19 protein-coding genes are annotated in these 17,407 nt (G+C 45.6%); 16 read left to right on the top strand and 3 right to left on the bottom strand.

Annotation, left to right across the window (positions count from 1 at the left end; translation table 11 throughout):
- Positions 1 to 39 precede the first annotated feature (39 nt).
- The 15 genes from A2048_08525 (at position 40) to A2048_08455 (ending at position 14,379) form a co-directional block, all read left to right on the top strand.
- The gene (locus A2048_08525) at positions 40 to 441 is read left to right on the top strand and encodes a hypothetical protein (protein ID OGP07501.1); all 402 of its coding nucleotides are present in this window, start codon (positions 40 to 42) and stop codon (positions 439 to 441) included.
- A complete protein-coding gene (locus A2048_08520) occupies positions 431 to 904 on the top strand; it encodes a hypothetical protein (GenBank protein OGP07500.1) in 474 nt (157 codons plus the stop codon). Before A2048_08525 ends, A2048_08520 begins: the two co-directional genes overlap by 11 nt.
- 71 nt (positions 905 to 975) lie before the next feature.
- Positions 976 to 1,455, top strand: coding sequence for a hypothetical protein (locus tag A2048_08515; protein ID OGP07499.1), 480 nt, complete (start codon positions 976 to 978; stop codon positions 1,453 to 1,455).
- A 74-nt stretch (positions 1,456 to 1,529) separates the two neighbouring features.
- Positions 1,530 to 2,720, top strand: a complete 1,191-nt coding sequence (locus A2048_08510; protein ID OGP07498.1) for an NADH dehydrogenase (quinone) subunit D — start codon at positions 1,530 to 1,532, stop codon at positions 2,718 to 2,720.
- A 103-nt stretch (positions 2,721 to 2,823) separates the two neighbouring features.
- Complete coding sequence (locus tag A2048_08505; GenBank protein ID OGP07497.1) at positions 2,824 to 3,297, top strand: NADH-quinone oxidoreductase subunit E; 474 nt, start codon at positions 2,824 to 2,826, stop codon at positions 3,295 to 3,297.
- The gene (locus tag A2048_08500; GenBank protein ID OGP07496.1) at positions 3,294 to 4,571 is read left to right on the top strand and encodes an NADH oxidoreductase (quinone) subunit F; all 1,278 of its coding nucleotides are present in this window, start codon (positions 3,294 to 3,296) and stop codon (positions 4,569 to 4,571) included. The genes A2048_08505 and A2048_08500 overlap by 4 nt, the downstream gene beginning before the upstream one ends.
- Positions 4,571 to 5,992, top strand: coding sequence for a hypothetical protein (locus A2048_08495; GenBank protein OGP07495.1), 1,422 nt, complete (start codon positions 4,571 to 4,573; stop codon positions 5,990 to 5,992). The genes A2048_08500 and A2048_08495 overlap by 1 nt, the downstream gene beginning before the upstream one ends.
- Positions 5,993 to 6,005: 13 nt before the next feature.
- Positions 6,006 to 7,250, top strand: a complete 1,245-nt coding sequence (locus A2048_08490; protein OGP07494.1) for a hypothetical protein — start codon at positions 6,006 to 6,008, stop codon at positions 7,248 to 7,250.
- Between the two features lie 30 nt (positions 7,251 to 7,280).
- Positions 7,281 to 7,781 carry a hypothetical protein gene (locus A2048_08485; GenBank protein ID OGP07493.1) on the top strand — a complete coding sequence of 167 codons (501 nt, stop codon included), beginning with the start codon at positions 7,281 to 7,283 and terminating at the stop codon, positions 7,779 to 7,781.
- Complete coding sequence (locus tag A2048_08480; protein ID OGP07492.1) at positions 7,778 to 8,080, top strand: NADH-quinone oxidoreductase subunit K; 303 nt, start codon at positions 7,778 to 7,780, stop codon at positions 8,078 to 8,080. The genes A2048_08485 and A2048_08480 overlap by 4 nt, the downstream gene beginning before the upstream one ends.
- Positions 8,081 to 8,169: 89 nt before the next feature.
- Positions 8,170 to 10,146 (top strand): NADH-quinone oxidoreductase subunit L, encoded by a 1,977-nt coding sequence (locus A2048_08475; protein OGP07552.1) that lies wholly within the window; start codon positions 8,170 to 8,172, stop codon positions 10,144 to 10,146.
- Between the two features lie 3 nt (positions 10,147 to 10,149).
- A complete protein-coding gene (locus A2048_08470) occupies positions 10,150 to 11,646 on the top strand; it encodes an NADH dehydrogenase (protein OGP07491.1) in 1,497 nt (498 codons plus the stop codon).
- Positions 11,647 to 11,685: 39 nt separating this feature from the next.
- Positions 11,686 to 13,161 (top strand): hypothetical protein, encoded by a 1,476-nt coding sequence (locus tag A2048_08465; protein OGP07490.1) that lies wholly within the window; start codon positions 11,686 to 11,688, stop codon positions 13,159 to 13,161.
- 153 nt (positions 13,162 to 13,314) lie between these two features.
- A complete protein-coding gene (locus A2048_08460; protein ID OGP07489.1) occupies positions 13,315 to 13,872 on the top strand; it encodes a hypothetical protein in 558 nt (185 codons plus the stop codon).
- A 39-nt stretch (positions 13,873 to 13,911) separates the two neighbouring features.
- Positions 13,912 to 14,379 carry a hypothetical protein gene (locus tag A2048_08455; GenBank protein ID OGP07488.1) on the top strand — a complete coding sequence of 156 codons (468 nt, stop codon included), beginning with the start codon at positions 13,912 to 13,914 and terminating at the stop codon, positions 14,377 to 14,379.
- 125 nt (positions 14,380 to 14,504) lie between these two features.
- On the opposite strand, the gene A2048_08450 is transcribed toward A2048_08455, so the two are convergent.
- From A2048_08450 to A2048_08440, 3 genes are all read right to left on the bottom strand, one after another.
- Complete coding sequence (locus A2048_08450) at positions 14,505 to 15,701, bottom strand: aspartate aminotransferase (GenBank protein OGP07487.1); 1,197 nt, start codon at positions 15,699 to 15,701, stop codon at positions 14,505 to 14,507.
- A gap of 1 nt (position 15,702) precedes the next feature.
- Positions 15,703 to 16,176 (bottom strand): pantetheine-phosphate adenylyltransferase, encoded by a 474-nt coding sequence (locus A2048_08445; protein ID OGP07551.1) that lies wholly within the window; start codon positions 16,174 to 16,176, stop codon positions 15,703 to 15,705.
- A 103-nt stretch (positions 16,177 to 16,279) separates the two neighbouring features.
- Positions 16,280 to 16,846, bottom strand: a complete 567-nt coding sequence (locus tag A2048_08440) for a 16S rRNA (guanine(966)-N(2))-methyltransferase RsmD (protein ID OGP07486.1) — start codon at positions 16,844 to 16,846, stop codon at positions 16,280 to 16,282.
- Positions 16,847 to 17,170: 324 nt separating this feature from the next.
- Between A2048_08440 and A2048_08435 the strand changes: the two genes are divergently transcribed.
- Positions 17,171 to 17,395 carry a hypothetical protein gene (locus tag A2048_08435; GenBank protein ID OGP07485.1) on the top strand — a complete coding sequence of 75 codons (225 nt, stop codon included), beginning with the start codon at positions 17,171 to 17,173 and terminating at the stop codon, positions 17,393 to 17,395.
- Positions 17,396 to 17,407 lie beyond the last annotated feature (12 nt).

The following is a 17,407-nucleotide window of genomic DNA, read 5'->3' as shown; positions in this document are numbered from 1 at the left end:
TCCTAATGAAAATTCCCTAAAAGTGCCGCACTTCAATTTATGCAGCATCCTTATCTTCCCATTTTGTTGGTACTGCTTCTTGGAATTCTGTTTTCAGCCTTGTTTTTAGGGCTTTCAGCCATTATTGGTCCCAAAAAAAAATCCAAAACCCCGGGCAAATTTACTCCTTACGAGTGCGGACTGAATCCGATAGGGGATGCTCGTGCACCCATCGATGTTAAATTTTCATTGGTGGCTATGGTGTTCATCCTTTTTGATATTGAAACAGTGTTTTTATATCCCTGGGCCATTCTCTATAGAAAGATGATTGCGGAAGGGCAGGGCTTGGCGATGTTTGTAGAAATGAGCGTTTTCATGGTGGTTTTAAGCTTGGGGCTTTTATACATCTGGAAAAAAGGCGCGCTCGATTGGAACGTGCGCAGGAGGGCCCATGGACGCTAAAAATTTTTTTGGAGATAATGTTTTGACCACGCGCGTGGATGATGTGGTTAATTGGGGCCGTAAGTATTCGCTTTGGCCCCTGCCCTATGGGACTGCCTGTTGTGCCATTGAATTTATGGGGACGGTTTCCAGTGCCTATGACATCGCGCGTTTTGGGGCCGAGGTTGTGCGATTTTCACCGCGTCAATCCGATCTTCTTTTGGTGATGGGCACCATCAATTACAAACAGGCGCCCGTACTTAAACGTATTTACGATCAAATGTGTGATCCCAAGTGGGTTGTGGCCGTGGGGGCCTGTGCTTCTTCAGGCGGTTTTTACAATAATTATAGTGTGGTTCAGGGCATTGATGAAATTATTCCCGTGGATGTCTATGTGCCTGGTTGTCCTCCTAGGCCTGAACAAATTTTGAATGCCGTGATAATGATACAGAACAAAATCGACAAGCGTCAGGCATTGGCTTGATCCTTCGACTCAAACTCGGCCCCTTGGGGCCGAAATAAAGAACTCGGGGGCAAACCCCCGAGTTTTTCATTATGGCTCTTATTGAAACGATCAAAAATAAATTCTCCCAAAGTGTTGCTCAAGAGGTTGCCCATGATGGCATGCTCACGATTGTCGTGGAAAAATCATCCTTGTTTGAAGTGATGAAGTTCCTAAAGGAGAATGACGAAATCCCTTTTAACCAGCTTCTGGACTTGTGCGGTGTTGATTACATCGGAAGAGAACCGCGTTTTGAAGTGGTTTATCATTTATATTCCCTGAAAAAATTGGCCCGCATTCGTGTGAAGGTAAAAGTTTCAGAAAAAGAACCGGCAGTGCATTCAGTAAACGCTCTTTGGGGTGCTGCAAACTGGTTTGAACGGGAAGCCTATGACATGTTTGGCATTACCTTTGAAAATCATCCCAATTTGAAAAGGCTTCTGATGTGGGAAGCGTTTGTGGGCTATCCGCTGCGCAAGGATTATCCCCTGGAAAAAAGACAACCCATACCGGAACTGACGGATATTGTGTGATGGTAGGGGCGACGATACTGTACGGGCGTATTGTGCCAAAGGCATCCCGTCGCGGGACAATACGTCCAAAAAATATGGCAGTAACCAAACAAGATTTTGAAACCCCAACCATGACCCTTAATATCGGGCCATCGCATCCGGCCATGCATGGGGCGTTGCGCACGCAGGTTGAATTGGATGGTGAAGTGATTGTGCATGCGGCCAGCGAAATGGGGTACCTGCATCGCTGTTTTGAAAAGCATAGTGAGCATTCCACATACCAACAGGTGATTCCCTATACCGATCGCCTCAATTATTGTTCCGCCCTGATGAACAATGTGGGGTATTGCAAAGCTGTCGAAAAACTTCTGCAGTTAAAAATTCCTGACAGGGCCATATTTATCCGTGTGATCATGTGCGAGCTTTCGCGCATCATGGATCATTTTGTCTGCATTGGAACCAATCTTGTGGACATTGGGGCCCTGACCAATTTCTGGTTCTTTTTTAACATGCGCGAAAAAATCTATACGCTCATTGAAAAGGTGGCAGGGGCTCGTTTGACCTATGCTTACACGCGCATTGGCGGGTTGGCTCGCGATGTTTACCCTACTTTTTTTGATGAGTTAAAAGTGGTCCTTAAAGAAGTGGAAGTGGCAGTCAAAGATGTGATGGGGCTTATCCAGAATAACCGTATTTTGGTCGATCGTACCGTGGACATAGGGCGTGTGTCAGCAAGCCAGGCCATCGATTGGGGTTTTACCGGGCCCTGTCTGCGGGCAAGTGGTGTGGCCCATGATTTACGAAAAGCAGAACCTTATTACTATTATAATGAGTTTGATTTTGACGTACCTATTGCCGAGAACGGGGACACCTACGACCGTATCATGGTGCGCATTGAAGAAATTTATCAGAGTGCCCGTATTGTAAGCCAGGCCATGGCCAAAATTCCGGGGGGGCCGGTGATGAGTGATGATGCCCGCGTGGCCCTGCCTTCCAAAGAAGAGGTTTACGGTAGTATTGAGGGTTTGATGAACCATTTTAAGTTGATCATGCATGGCATTCTTCCCCCACGTGGCGAAGTTTATGACGCGACTGAAGCGGCCAATGGGGAACTTGGTTTTTATATTATCAGTGATGGGTCGATGTCCCCTTACCGTATTAAGGTGCGTCCTCCCTGCTTTCCTTTGTTTGCGGCCTTTGAGGAAATCATTAAAGGGGAAATGATTGCCGATGCCGTGGCTATTATCGGCACCCTGAATATTGTGGCGGGGGAGTTGGATAGATAATGGCAGGATCGGTCCTTCGACTTCGCTCAGGAACCGAAAGAGTGGTCACCCAGGAACCGAAAGAGTGGTCACCGAGCGGAGTCGAGGTGATATAATTTTTTATATGCCTTTTATTTTTACTGAACAGAACAAGAAGAAATTTGCCGAGATTTTGGCTTGCTATCCCAATAAAAAAGCGGCGTTGCTGCCTATTTTGTGGCTGGTGCAGGAACAGGAAGGCGTTATTTCCAAAGAAGCCATGGAGGCAGTGGCCGGCCTTCTGGATATCTCGCCGGTGCATGTGTATAGCGTGGTGACTTTTTACACCATGTTCCACCAAAAACCGGTGGGGAAATATCATCTTCAGGTTTGCCGGACGCTTTCGTGTGCCTTGGTGGGCTCGGAAAATATCCTGGACCATCTCAAGCAAAAATTAAGAATCGAGGAAGGTCAAACGACCAAGGATGGAAAGTTTTCATTGTGCACGGTGGAATGTCTGGCCAGTTGTGGCACAGGCCCGGCCATGATGATTAACGAAAAATATCACGAAAGCCTTAATCCCAAAAAGGTGGATGAGATTTTGGCAACATTAAAATGACCCTTGTTCTTACAAACAGAAGAAATATTGCTGATTCCCATACACTGGCCGTGTATGAACGTACGGGTGGATATGGCTTAATAGAAAAACTTTTTTCAATGACACCGGCCCAGGTGATCGACGAGGTGAAAGCTTCCGGGTTGCGGGGGCGCGGAGGAGCCGGTTTTGGCGCGGGGCTTAAATGGAGTTTTGTCCCCAAAAACGATAAACCCAAATATTTGTGCGTCAATGGTGATGAATCTGAACCAGGCACTTTTAAAGACAGGCTTCTGTTGGAAACCGATCCCCATCAACTCATCGAAGGGGTCATCATTGCCTGCTATGCCATTGGGAGCCATGCTTGTTACATTTATCTTCGCGGAGAATTTGATCTGCCCTATCGTCGTATGCGCGATGCGGTCAAGGAAGCCTATGCCAAGGGTTATTTGGGGAAAAATATTTTTGGAAAGGGTTATGCCTTGGATGTCACGGTGCATCGTGGAGCCGGGGCTTATATTTGCGGGGAAGAAACAGCCCTTCTGGAATCGCTTGAGGGGAACAAGGGGCAACCCCGCATCAAGCCACCATTTCCTGCCGAAGTGGGTTTGTTTGGATGCCCCACGGTTATTAACAATGTCGAAACCCTATCGGCTGTTCCTTTCATCCTTCAGTTTGGAGCCGCCGGTTATCGCCGGTTGGGAACTGAAAAATCACCCGGGACAAAATTATTTTCAGTGTCCGGGCATGTGGTCAAGCCTGGTGTTTATGAAGTTCCCCTGGGATATCCCCTAAAAGACCTCATTTACAAGGACTGCGGGGGCATCCTTAACGGAAAAAAAATGAAAGCCGTGATTCCGGGAGGTTCCTCGGTTCCCATTCTTAACGCCCAGGATGTTGAAACAGTTAACCTCGATTACGAATCGGTCGTGGCTCATGGTTCCATGCTTGGTTCCGGCGGAGCCATTGTCATGGATGAAGATGTTGATCTGGTTTGGGCGTTAAAAAATCTGGCCCGTTTTTATGCCCATGAATCGTGCGGTCAGTGTACGCCGTGTCGTGAGGGAACAGGCTGGATCGACAAGATTTTGGAACGTGTTTTAAGGGAAGGGGCGGATAAAGAGGATTATGCCTTGCTTAATGAAATTGGCGACAACATGGCCGGAAAAACAATTTGTGTGCTGGCCGATTCTATTGCAATGCCGATTAATAGTTATATGAAAAAATTCCCCGAGGAATTCAAAAAACACCTTAAGGAGAATTTTCAACGCAGTGCCCCGAAGGTGAGGATTTTGTAATGGCATCCATTAAATTAACAATCGATGGAAAAGAAATCGCCGCCGAGACCGGCGAAACGATCATACAAGCGGCCGAGAAGGTGGGGATTAATATTCCGCATTATTGCTACCATCCGGGTTTGTCCATCGATGGTAACTGCCGCATGTGTTTGGTGGAAGTTGAAAAAGCCCCCAAACCCATGATCGCTTGCAGTACGCGTGTGGCCGAAGGCATGGTGGTCAAGACCCAGACTGAAAAAGTGGTCAAGATGCGCCGTTCGGTCATGGAATTTTTGCTGATCAACCATCCCCTTGATTGCCCCACCTGTGATCAGGCCGGTGAATGCCGCCTGCAAGATTACTACATGCAGTACGACGAAATTCCTTCCCGATTCAAGGAAGAAAAGATTCATAAAAATAAAATGATCAATCTTGGGGCGAATGTCATGCTGGACCAAGAGCGTTGTGTGGCTTGTACCCGTTGCATTCGTACATGTCAGGAAGTGGCGGGCGTTGATGAGCTGGCTTTGGCCAATCGGGGGGATCATGTCACGATCACCACTTTTCCAGGCAAGGAGCTTTCAAACCCGTATGCAGGCAATGTGGTGGATGTTTGTCCCGTGGGGGCTTTAACCAACAAGAAATTCCGTTTCAAAAAACGTGTATGGTTTTTAAAATCAACCCCGTCAGTGTGCACCGGATGCTCGCGTGGTTGCAATGTCTGGATTGACCATGCGGATTCGGTTGTTTATCGGCTACGCCCCCGTTTTAATCCGGATGTGAACAAATACTGGATGTGCGATGAAGGCCGTTATGGTTTTGAATTCATCAATCAAAAAAGAATTTTAAGGCCCTTGCTTGTGACGGAAGGGGAATCCCAGGAAATCTCGTATGAACAGGCCTTAACTGAAGTGATTGATCTTCTTAAGGGTGTCAATACAGCCCAGATCGCTGTTGTGGCCCATGCGGGCCAAACAGCCGAAAACCTGAAATCTTTCCATGAATTTGCCGTGAAGGTCTTAAAAACAGACAAACTTTATTACAGCAAAAATGAGGTAGATCATCCCACGCAGGATTCTATTTTGATAACACCGGATAAAAATGCGAACCAGGCGGAGATAAATCGTTTGGGATTTAAGCCAGTCACAGAGCTTGCGGAGGCAAAGGGCATCCTGGTTTTAAACAATCTTTCCAGAAAGGATTTGGCTCATTTGATGGGAAAGAAAATTCCTCTATTAGCTTTATGGGCTTCCAATGAATCCGATGTTGTTTCCAAGACCCGCGTGGTATTACCCGTTCCCACGTTTGCCGAACAAGGGGGAAATTTTACCAATGTGGATGGGCGTGTTCAGGAAATAACCAAAGCTTTTGAACCTAAAGGAGAGTCAAGATTGTTGAGAGACTCGCTTGTTGTTTTGCAGCACATGTTGGCTAGTAACTAGTGACTAAAAAAAGATGCTTACGATCATTCTCAAAATTCTGATACCGTTTCTTATTATCTTTAACATTATTCCTCTTCTCATTTGGCTGGAACGAAAAGGTTGTGCCTATATTCAAGATCGCCCTGGTCCCAATCGCGCTTCCATTTTTGGATTGCGCTTGGGTGGCGTGCTCCATGCCTTGGCAGATGTGGTCAAGCTGATGACCAAGGAAGACATTACACCCACTCATGTAAGCCGACCTTACTATACCATGGCTCCTTTCATGGCCCTGACGGTCGCCTGCATCACATTTGCCGTCATTCCTTTTGGGGAACCCTTGGTCATTGATGGGGCTCCTTTTTATTTGCAAGCAGCTCATTTGGATGTGGGTATTCTTTATATTTTGGCGATGAGCTCTTTGGGAGTTTTTGGAGTGATGCTGGCAGGTTGGTCGGCCAATAATAAATATGCCCTTTTGGGTGGGCTTCGTTCATCGGCTCAAATGTGTAGTTATGAAATATCGATGGGGTTGGCTCTTCTTTCAGTGGTTTTGATGGGGGGGTCCCTTGATTTGAATATTTTATCCTTGAACCAGACCGCAAATCCCTTGTATTGGAATTTTATCCGCATGCCGCTAGCCTGTCTTATCTTTGTGACAGCCGCTTTTGCCGAGACAAATCGTTTGCCCTTTGATTTGCCGGAAGGTGAATCCGAAATTGTAGGGTACCATGTTGAATATAGCTCCATGAAGTTTGCCATGTTTTTTATGGCCGAATATGCGCACATGATCATCGCCTCCGCCTTGATTGTCCTTTTATTTTTTGGGGGATGGCAGGTTCCTTTTCTGCCCACTTCTTTATTAAGAGAAAATGCCGAGATGGGTCTCTTTATCCTAATCATGGGAAATGGAATTCTCTTCATGCTTTTGGGCCTGTTTTTGGTGAGCAAATTCAAAAAAGGAAAATACGGCGACCGGCGCGATTTTGAAGTGTTGGTATTGGGTGTTCCCTTAAGCATTGTGGGCTTGGGATTGGCGCTTTTGGCTTTGTTACATGGAGCCTTTGATTTGGGCGCTTTGGGGAGCCAGATTTTTGCAGCTTTTGTGCAGTTTAGTGTTTTTTTGGGAAAGGTTTTGTTTTGTTGCTGGTTTTTTATTTGGGTGCGGTGGACATTGCCGCGGTTTCGGTATGATCAGGTGATGCACTTGGGTTGGAAAATCATGGTGCCCCTGGGTATGGTGAACCTTTTGGTTTACAGCGTTGCTTTATTATGGGTGTAGGGGCGATCTTCATGATCGTCCTTAATTAATATGGGTGAACAATTTTTCTTTTACATTTTTGCAGCCATCACTGTTGTGGCCATCCTTTTGATGATCATAAACAATAACCCCATTGCTTCGGCCATGTGCTTGGTGTTTGCCTTTTTTGCATTGTCGGCCCTTTATGTTTTGCTTCATGCCCCCTTTGTGGCCATCATGCAGGTGTTGGTTTATGCCGGGGCCATCATGGTTTTGTTTGTGTTTGTCATCATGATGTTAAGGCTTCGTCCTGAAGATTTGGTTGTGGATCGTTGGAATGCCAAAAATCTTCTTTTGGGTGGCATTGGTGTCTTCTTTGTCGTCGTGGTGATTCAGGTCTTAAGACACATTCCTCTTTTGGCTTTTCAACCGGTTGATCCTCATTTTGGTTCGCCCGAGGAAGTAGGGCGTCTTATTTTCGGAAAATACATGATTCCCTTTGAGCTTATTTCGGTGACCTTGCTTGTGGCTCTTGTGGGTGTGGTGGTTTTGGGGAAGAAAGAAAAATCATGATCACACTTTATCATTATCTTGCACTCTCTGCTGTTTTGTTTGGCTTGGGCCTTGTGGGGCTGATGATCCGTCGCAATCTTTTGATCATTCTTATGTGCATTGAAGTATTGCTTAATTCGGCCAACCTGGCCTTTGTGGCTTTTGCCCGTTACTACGGCCAAATGGATGCTCATGTGGTCACGTTTTTTGTCATGGCCGTGGCGGCTGCCGAAGCGGCTGTCGGTTTGGGAATTTTGCTTGTTTTGTATCGTCATCGCCAGACAGTCAATGCCGCCGACTGGAAGGTGATGGGGGGGTAGGGGAGAATTGCGGAATGCGGATTGCGGAAGGGTGCAATGGCAAGCTCTACATTCGAGGCGTTAATAAAAATCTTGCTGATATTGTCATTATGATTTCATTTTCGAACACATACCTTTACCTTATTCCCGCGTTCCCGCTTTTGGGATTTGTGGTGAATGCCCTTTTGTCCATGGGGGCAGCCCGTCGTGGCAAAGGTTTTCCCGAAATTATTTCTTCGGTTGTTGCTTGTGCCATGCCCACTTTGTCTTTCGGGATTGCGCTCTGGGCCTTCTGTATTTTAAAAGGTCTTCCGGAAAATGGAGTTCTTCAACCAGAGCCTTTGTTTTCCTGGATTTCAACATCCCTGATTCAAATTCCTTTTTCTTTTGTCTTTGATCATCTCTCGGCCGTGATGGTTCTTGTGGTGACGGGGGTTGGTTCGCTCATTCATTATTATTCAGTGGGCTACATGAAGGGAGATGTGTCTTATTCCCGTTATCTGGCCTATTTGAATTTGTTCTTGTTCTTCATGCTGCTTTTGGTGTTGGGAGATAATTTATTGGTTCTGTTTGTTGGGTGGGAAGGTGTGGGGTTGTGTTCCTACTTTTTAATCGGATTTTGGTTTACGGATGCCGAAAAAGCCAAGGCGGGCAAAAAAGCTTTTGTGGTCAACCGTATCGGCGATTTTGGTTTTTTGGTTGGCTTGTTTTATTTGGTTAAAACCTGTGTCACCCAAAATACCGGTGAAGCGCCTCTCTACCTTAGTTATTCTTTTCTCATTTCTCATCAGGAATGGTTTTTACCCATTGCCACGGTGATGACCCTTTGTTTTTTTGTGGGTGCCACCGGCAAGTCGGCGCAAATTCCCCTTTATATTTGGTTGCCCGATGCCATGGCCGGGCCCACTCCTGTTTCAGCCCTTATCCATGCAGCGACCATGGTGACAGCAGGTATTTACATGGTGGCGCGCCTCTTTTTCCTTTTTCACATGGCGCCCCTGACTCTGCATATTATTGCCCTCGTTGGTTTGGCCACGGCTGTTTTAGCCGCTCTTATTGCGATCACCCAATACGACATTAAAAAAGTGTTGGCCTATTCAACCGTGTCGCAATTGGGCTATATGTTTTTGGCCCTGGGTGTGGGGGCCCCTCAAGCGGCCTTGTTCCATGTAGTGACCCATGCTTTTTTCAAGGCCTGTTTATTCTTGGGGGCCGGCAGTGTCATCTATGCCATGCACCATGAGCAGGACATTCGAAACATGGGAGGGCTTTTCAAAAAAGTGCCCGTCACCGCTTTTGCCTTTCTGGTTTCAACCTTGGCCATTGCAGGCATTCCGCCCTTTGCCGGTTTTTTCAGCAAGGATGAAATCTTATTGAATGTTTATTTGCATGCCCCTTTGTGGATGTATGTTACAAGCCTTGTGGCGGCGGGGTTAACGGCTTTTTACATGTTCCGTCTTTTTGTATATGTGTTTTTGGGGCATGAAAGAAAAACGCACAATTCTCATGACCACCATGAGGAACATCATTCAAGTCAGGTTCCCTGGATCATGGATGCCCCTGTAGCCATTCTTGGGCTCCTTGCCATCCTCGGTGGATTTTTGGGAGTGCCGGAAGTGCTCCATGGCTCGAATCATTTTCATCACTGGCTTTCATTTTTAACAGAAGGGGTGGAAGCTCATCACGTAAGCCATTCTCTTGAACTTACTTTGATGGCAGTTTCTACGGGTTGGGCCCTTCTTTTAAGTTTAACTTCGTTAAAACTTTACTCTGCAAACTTGAATTGGACGGCTCCCTTAAAAAACAAGTTTGCTCCGCTTTATCAGCTCATGCAGAACAAGTTTTATGTCGATGAGGTTTACACGTTTTTAATTGTCAAACCTTTGTTGGGAATTTCGCGTGTTGTTTTATGGAAGGGTGCTGACCAAAAACTCATTGATGGTGTGTTGGTGCATGGATGGTCGGGGCTTTCCCAGTTTGGGGCTCAAGCCCTGGCTTTTTTACAAACGGGATATTTGGGGCATTACCTTGTTTTGCTTACTCTGGGAGTTGTGGTTCTTTTGGTGTGCTTATTGGGGATTTTTTAAATTATGACCTGGATTGATCAACATATTCTTACTTTGGTTACTTTTTTTCCGATGGTGGCGGCGGCCCTGATTTGTGTCCTTCCTTCCGACAAACCAAAAATCATTCACCGGATTGGTTTTGTTGCCGCTCTTTTTGAGTTCTTTCTGTCCCTTCATTTGTATTTCCACTTTGGAAACACGGGCTCTTTTGAGTTCATGGAATTAAAACCATGGGTTTCTTTTTGGAACATCCAATATCTCATGGGAATTGATGGAGTCAGTTTGTGGTTGGTGCTTTTGACGACTTTACTGACTCCCATTGCCATGGCGGCTTCCTTTACCTCTGTCAGTGAGAAGGTCAAAGGCTTTGTCGTGAGTATGCTCTTGCTTGAATGCGGCATGGTGGGCGTTTTTTGCGCCTTGGACATGTTTTTGTTCTATGTGTTTTGGGAAGTGATGCTGGTTCCCATGTATTTCCTCATTGGAATTTGGGGAGGCAAAAGACGGGTGTATGCGGCGGTGAAGTTTTTTATTTATACGATGAGCGGTTCGGTATTGATGTTGTTGGCCATTTTGTATTTGTATTTTATGGCAGGAAAAAGTTTTAGCCTTCTTGATTTGTACGAAGTAAACCTTTCTTATTCTGTTCAAATTTATCTTTTCCTGGCCTTTGCCCTGGCTTTTGCCATCAAGGTTCCGCTTTTTCCCTTCCATACGTGGTTACCCGATGCCCACGTCGAAGCCCCCACAGCCGGCAGTATTATTTTGGCAGGCGTACTTCTTAAAATGGGGACTTACGGTTTTTTCCGTTTTGCGATGCCCTTGTTTCCGCAGGCACTTTTGGTTTGTCAACCTTACTTGATTGCCCTTTCTGTGATTGGCATTGTTTATGGGGCCTTAGTGGCCATGGTGCAAACCGACATGAAAAAGCTCATTGCTTATTCCTCTGTTTCCCATTTGGGGGTGGTGATGCTGGGTGTGTTTGCCCTTGAGCCAACGGCTGTGATGGGGGGCCTCTACCAAATGCTGAATCATGGTATTTCAACAGGGATGTTGTTCTTACTAGTTGGGGTTGTTTACGAGCGAACCCATTCGCGCGACATTGCAGCTTATGGAGGCCTGGCCAAACTCATGCCCTGGTATGCCGTTTTCTTTTTGATTGCCACTTTGTCCTCGATCGGGCTTCCCACCACCAATGGTTTTGTGGGTGAGTTTTTAACCTTGGTCGGTTCATTTCAAACCCAGCCTGTTGCGGCCATTATCGGGGCTACGGGGGTCATCTTATCGGCTGTCTACATGTTGTGGCTTGTAGAACGTGTCTTTTTTGGCGAGGCGAAAACTCCCATAGGGCTGAAAATTCCTGATTTAAATTTAAGGGAAGTTCTTGTTCTTGTTCCTTTGGTTGTTTTTATTTTTTGGATGGGATTAAAGCCCAATTTCTTTTTGCAAAAAATGGAACGTCCCATTGCACAGATGTTGTTGCAGATGGAATCGAAGAACCCGGAGGTGGGTTTTAAATAAAGGGTGGGGGCAAAAAGCTTTCATTCCGTGTGAAAACGTATGCAATTATTTCATTCATTATGGATTGCCGGATTACCGGTGTGGATTTTAAGCTTTGGTGCGCTTGTGTGCATGGTGTTGGATGCCATTCTTCCCAAAGACAAGATCAGATTCATTCATGGGGCTAGTTGGGCAAGCCTTCTTTTGGCTATTTATTTTGCCTTTAAACAGTGGGGAATGCCGGTTCCCAATGGTACCGATCTTTTCCTTGCAGATTTGCTCACCCAGTTTTTTGTCATTCTTCTTTTATTTATTGGGTTGTTCAGCCTTTTTAATCTAAGCGGCTATCTTAAACTGATGAATCATTCCCAAGGGGCGATGTTTTCTGGTTCCATTGTGGCCCTTGTTTTGTTTGCTTTGGTGGGAATGATTTTCATGTTCGCCTCCGACCATCTTATGGTTAACTTCATTGGGCTGGAAACAATGTCGCTGGCCATTTATATCCTGGTGGGATCTAACCGTGGAGATGTTCGTTCCAATGAGGCGGCCATTAAATATTTTGTACTGGGTAGTGTTGCTTCGGCTTTTTTACTTTATGGAATTGCCCTTTTTTATGGAGCCTTTGGGACCATGCAACTCTCAGAAGCCATGAATGTGTCAAACCCCGTATCCCAGGTCTGGCTTACAAGAGCGTCTTTTGTACTCATTTTGGTTGGTTTTGTTTTCAAACTGGGGTTGTTTCCCTTTCATTTTTGGGTTCCCGATGTTTACGAGGGCTCTCCCACGCCCATCACGGGTTTTATGGCTACGGGGGTGAAAATTTCCGTATTTGCCCTGTTTCTCCGTTTGATTGCCACGCTTCATTTTTTCCCCACAGAGATGGCCATGCTTGTCTTAAAGATCATGGTGATCATGACCCTGCTTGTAGGAAATTTGGTCGCCATGCTCCAGACTAATTTGAAGCGAATGCTGGCTTATTCATCGATTGCTCATGCGGGTTATTTGTTGTTGGGCGTTGTGGCCGGCCTTGACCATGGGGTGCTTGCCCCTGATGTGGCCTCGGGTCTTGTCTATTATCTTTTATCCTATGCAGTGACTAGTTTGGGAGCCTTTGCCGTACTTTCCCTTATGGTGAAAGAAGGCCGTGAAGCCGTTAATTTTAATGATTTGGCGGGGCTTGGTTTTTCAAGTCCTGTTTTGGCGCTTTTGTTTTCTCTTTTCCTGTTTTCCCTTTTGGGCATTCCACCGACAGTCGGTTTTTTTGCAAAATATGGTTTGTTTAGCTACGCCATCGAACATGGTCATTTTTGGTTGGCTGTTGTAGGTATTTTGACTTCTGTGGCATCGGCTTATTATTATTTAAAGCCCATTGTAGTGATGTATTTTGGAAAAACCGAAGATTCAAAAGCGGTGTCGGAAATCCCGTTGCCCGTCATTCTGACGCTGGCTTTTTGTTTGGTGGCCGTACTCTATTTGGGTCTTGCTCCCGATTCTTATCTGAACATGGCTTCTTTGGCCGTGGGGTTTCAAAAATAAACTGGAAAATCCGGTTGTCTCATTTTGAGAATTATTATTTCGATATTCCTTTTTTTAAGGTTGGTCTTTTAAATCATCATTCATTACAATGGATTACGTTTTAAGCGATGGCATGTGTTTTGCTTTTTACTTGAATCCATGGGGACTAAGTTTATGAAAAATATAAAATCTTTGGCCTTTGTGTGTTTTTTGGGCGCTATTCTCGTTGCTTGCGGAGGGGGTGGGTCCACAGGCGAAAATAATCAAATAAAGGAAGATGGGGCGGCTGCACGGGCAGATTCTTTAACTGTGGGAAATCTTGTTTTTGACCCTTCTTCTTATTCAAAGTACATCAAGGTAAGTCACGATAAACGATTGATCATCTTGGCCTATGGTTTTTTTCCTCAAGGAACAAAAATTGATAATGACAACCATCGTTTAGTGTTTCCTTGTTTTGAACAAGGGTCCCAGGATCCGGAAGTCAATATTCAGCTCAATGTTCCTCCCGAAGGCGCTTGCAATAATCCTTATCTGTTTGATGTGAGTGCCGAAGGGGAAAGCTTAAATGTGAATGGCGTTATTTTACCCTTCAAGGAAGATGGGGCCAATGACCACTTTGCTGCTGATTTCAATATTATCCTGACCTCGGATGCCGTAAAAAACAGTATCACGGGAGAAGTTATTTCTTCCGAAGAAGGCACTTTGCTTTCCTTCCACGAAAAAACGCGATAGTTACCTTGTATTCTATACAATCAAGACAGAATTGATTTAATGCAAAATAAATTTGAAGCTATTTTTACGGGGCTTAATAATTTTATCCAAGAAAGAAATCAGGAAGCTCCTGAGTTGGGAGTCCCGCTTTTGCCCAAGCAAAGTATTAAAATTATAGGTCAAATGGTACTCGTTTTGGCTGACTTGCCTTTCCCGGTGGAAAGGACCCTGGGGCTGGATGTAATTTCTCCGTTAAATCCTTTTGTACAAAAACAAGTTTCAGATTTGCTTATAAAAGAAGGGATGCACCTTGAAGCAGATGGGCACCTTGTTTGGATGCCAATAAATACTTCTTATAAAAAAATATTTGATTCCCTTTTAGTAGAAGTGTTGGTTGCTGATGTCGAATCGGTTCTGGCCTCAAAGTATAAATTTAAAAGACCCAAAGACCAGAAGTTGATCCAAACATTTTTTAATTATTTTCCTGAAAAGGTAGCGCTTATTAAAAAGAAGGTCGAATGGAATTGATCCCCTACGCTCGTTGGCTTCGGGGACGCGCCTTGCTGGGTCAAAACCCCGTGGCTTGCCACGGAATCTTGGGTCCAGGGCTTGCCCTGGGGTTCATACCATTGATGATTGTATGCGCTAAAAAATCAGCGTAATTCTTTCACGGCTTTTTCAATACGATCCAAACCTTTTTCGATGTTGGTTTGTGATGTAGCGTAAGACAGCCGTATGTATCCTTCAGCTCCAAAACCTTCGCCAGATACAACAGCGACAAGATGTTTGTCCAAAAGGTAATTGGAAAAATCAGCTGAATTGGAAATGATTTTCCCGTCAGGTGTTTTACGACCAAAAAGGCGGGAGACATTGGGAAATACATAAAAAGCCCCTTCAGGATTTAAACAAGTCATTCCTTCAATGGCATTAAGCTTCCCGACAATATAATTTCGGCGTTTTTCAAATTCCTTGACCATGGTGGTCACCATGTCCTGGGGCCCGGTGTAGGCTTCTACGCAGGCTTTTTGGGTGATGGAACAGATATTTGAAGTGACTTGCCCCTGAATGGTGGTCATGGCGTCGATAATTTCCTTGGGCCCCGCGGCAAATCCCATGCGCCAGCCCGTCATCGAGTAAACTTTGGAAGCTCCGTTTACCACAAGGGTCAGGTTTTTAATTTTTTCGTTAAAGCTGGCAATGCTTACGTGTTTGAAATGACCGTAAATGACCTTTTCATAAATCTCATCTGAAATACACCATACATGATGTTTAACCAAAATGGCTGCCAAAGCTTCGAGCTCTTTTTCGGAATAGGCCGCTCCTGTTGGGTTGGAAGGAGAGTTTAGTATAAAGGCTTTTGTTTTGGGCGTAACGGCTTTTTCCAGTTGCGACGGGGTAATTTTAAAACCCATTTTGTCGGTGGTTTCTAAAATAACGGGTACCGCATCATTAAGTAAAACCTGATCCGGGTAGCTTACCCAGTAAGGGGCTGGAATAATCACTTCATCGCCCGGATCAAAAAGTGCCTGCGCGATGTTATAGAGTGAATGTTTGCCACCGTTTGAAACTATGATTTGATCGCGTGTGTAAGTCAGATGATTGTCTTTTTTAAGTTTGGCAATGAGGGCGTCTTTAAGTTCGTTAATGCCACCCACTCCTGTGTACTTGGTAAACCCCTGTTTAATTGCATTGATGCCAGCCTGTTTAATGTTTTCAGGTGTGTCAAAATCGGGTTCGCCTGCCCCAAAGCCAATGACATCAAGCCCCTGGGCTCTCAGGCTTTGGGCTTTGGCCGTAATGACCATGGTAGGTGAGGGTTTGATTTTGGATAAACGTTTGGCAAGTTGCATATTAGATTTTGATTTTTTCTCTTATTTTTTTCTCCACATGGGGGTGAATCATGCTTTTTCCTGACCCACCAAAGGAAATCACTTCCTTAATGATGGAAGAACTGATGTGCGAGTAGCGGCCTTCAGTCATCATGAAAATGGTTTCAAGCTTGGGGTTTAAAATGCGGTTGGCCAGTGACATTTGAAGCTCGTATTCGTAGTCGGAAACAGTACGGATTCCACGTAAAATCGTTCCAATTTTTTTCTTCTGGCAATAATTAACAAGGAGCCCTTCAAAGGAATCGATGGTCACATTTTTATGTTTTTTTAAAAGCTCTTTGAGCATTTCGACCCTTTCCTCTGGGGAAAAAAGGGTCTTTTTTGAACGGTTAATAGCCACCGCAACAACAATATGGTCAAAAACGCGCAAACCACGTTCAATGATATTGATATGACCATCGGTAGGTGGATCAAACGAACCGGGGCAGAGGGCCATGTTATCCCCTCCGCTCGTTGGCTTCGGGGACGCGCCTTGCCGGATCAAAACCCCGTCCGGCCTTAGGCGGACGGAATCTTGGGTCCAGTGCTTGCCCTGGGGTTTATACCGTTGATTTTTCATTTATGTCCTTTGTCTGCAGATAAGTCACCCAGGTTTGGCCATATTTTCGGTGATCCGTTTGCTTAAAACCCGGGTGTTCGGGGATTTCCCGAGGGGAGTGTTCTATAATGACCAAGCTTTGAGCGTCAACGAGTTTGTTTCTTAAAACTCCTTCAAGGGCGGGGAAAATAAGCCCCTTGTCATAAGGGGGATCAATAAAGACAAGATCAAACCGGGGATGCTTTTTACTTATGGAAGCAAGGCAGTGGGGGAGGGTTCCTTTCCAAATAACAACATGACCTCCAAACTCACAGGCGGTTTTGTTTTTTTCCAAAAGTTTGAGGGCTTCTGGCAAGGAATCAACCAGGACAATGTTTTTGGCTCCCCGGCTGGCGGCTTCTAATCCTACACTTCCGGTGCCGGCAAACAGATCCAAAACATCAAGCCCCTCAATCGAGCCCAAAATATTAAAGGTGGATCCTTTGACCTTGTCTGCAGCAGGACGAATGAGATGCGATTTGGGAGTAAAAAGACGGCGGCCTTTGGCTGTGCCGGTAATGATTCTCATTTATTTTTAGGGGGCTTGCGTCGCCCCCCTCCATCCCGCGCCGCGGGATAGAGCCTTCCCCCTCAACGCCTTCCAGGTTTGGTGAATCTCTCGGGAAGTGCTCCTGTCAAAGGGACAAGGGCTAGGCCCCGACCTTTAGGCCGGGAGAGATTCACTTTTTAAAATGAACCTTGCATGAGGCTGGCGGTTATTCCCAGGGCAAAAATAAGGATATAAACAATGGTGCCCAATAAAGAAAGAGCTGTTCCCACAATGCCCAAAATCATGCCGATCTTGGCCAAAGTTTTGTTTGATTCTGAAAGTTGGCCCTGGTCAAAAAGTTTCATGTCGGCGCGTCCAAGGAAAATAGCGGGGATGCCGGCAAAGAATCCGCAGCACGTCAGTGATAGAATGCCCAAAATCAGCGCAAAAATAGCCCGGGTGCTTGTGGGGGATGCAACGGGAACGGGAGTAGTAGGAGCTGGCGTGGGTGCTACAGGAGGAGGTGTGGGAGTGCCGTTATTTTCCATGATCAGGTCCTTTCTTTGTAAAAAAAAAGACCTTAACTGAACTAGGTAGGTT

This window comes from Deltaproteobacteria bacterium GWA2_45_12 (assembly GCA_001797365.1).
Classification (GTDB): Bacteria; UBA10199; UBA10199; order UBA10199; family UBA10199; genus UBA10199.
This window is presented reverse-complemented; position numbering and strand designations above follow the sequence as displayed.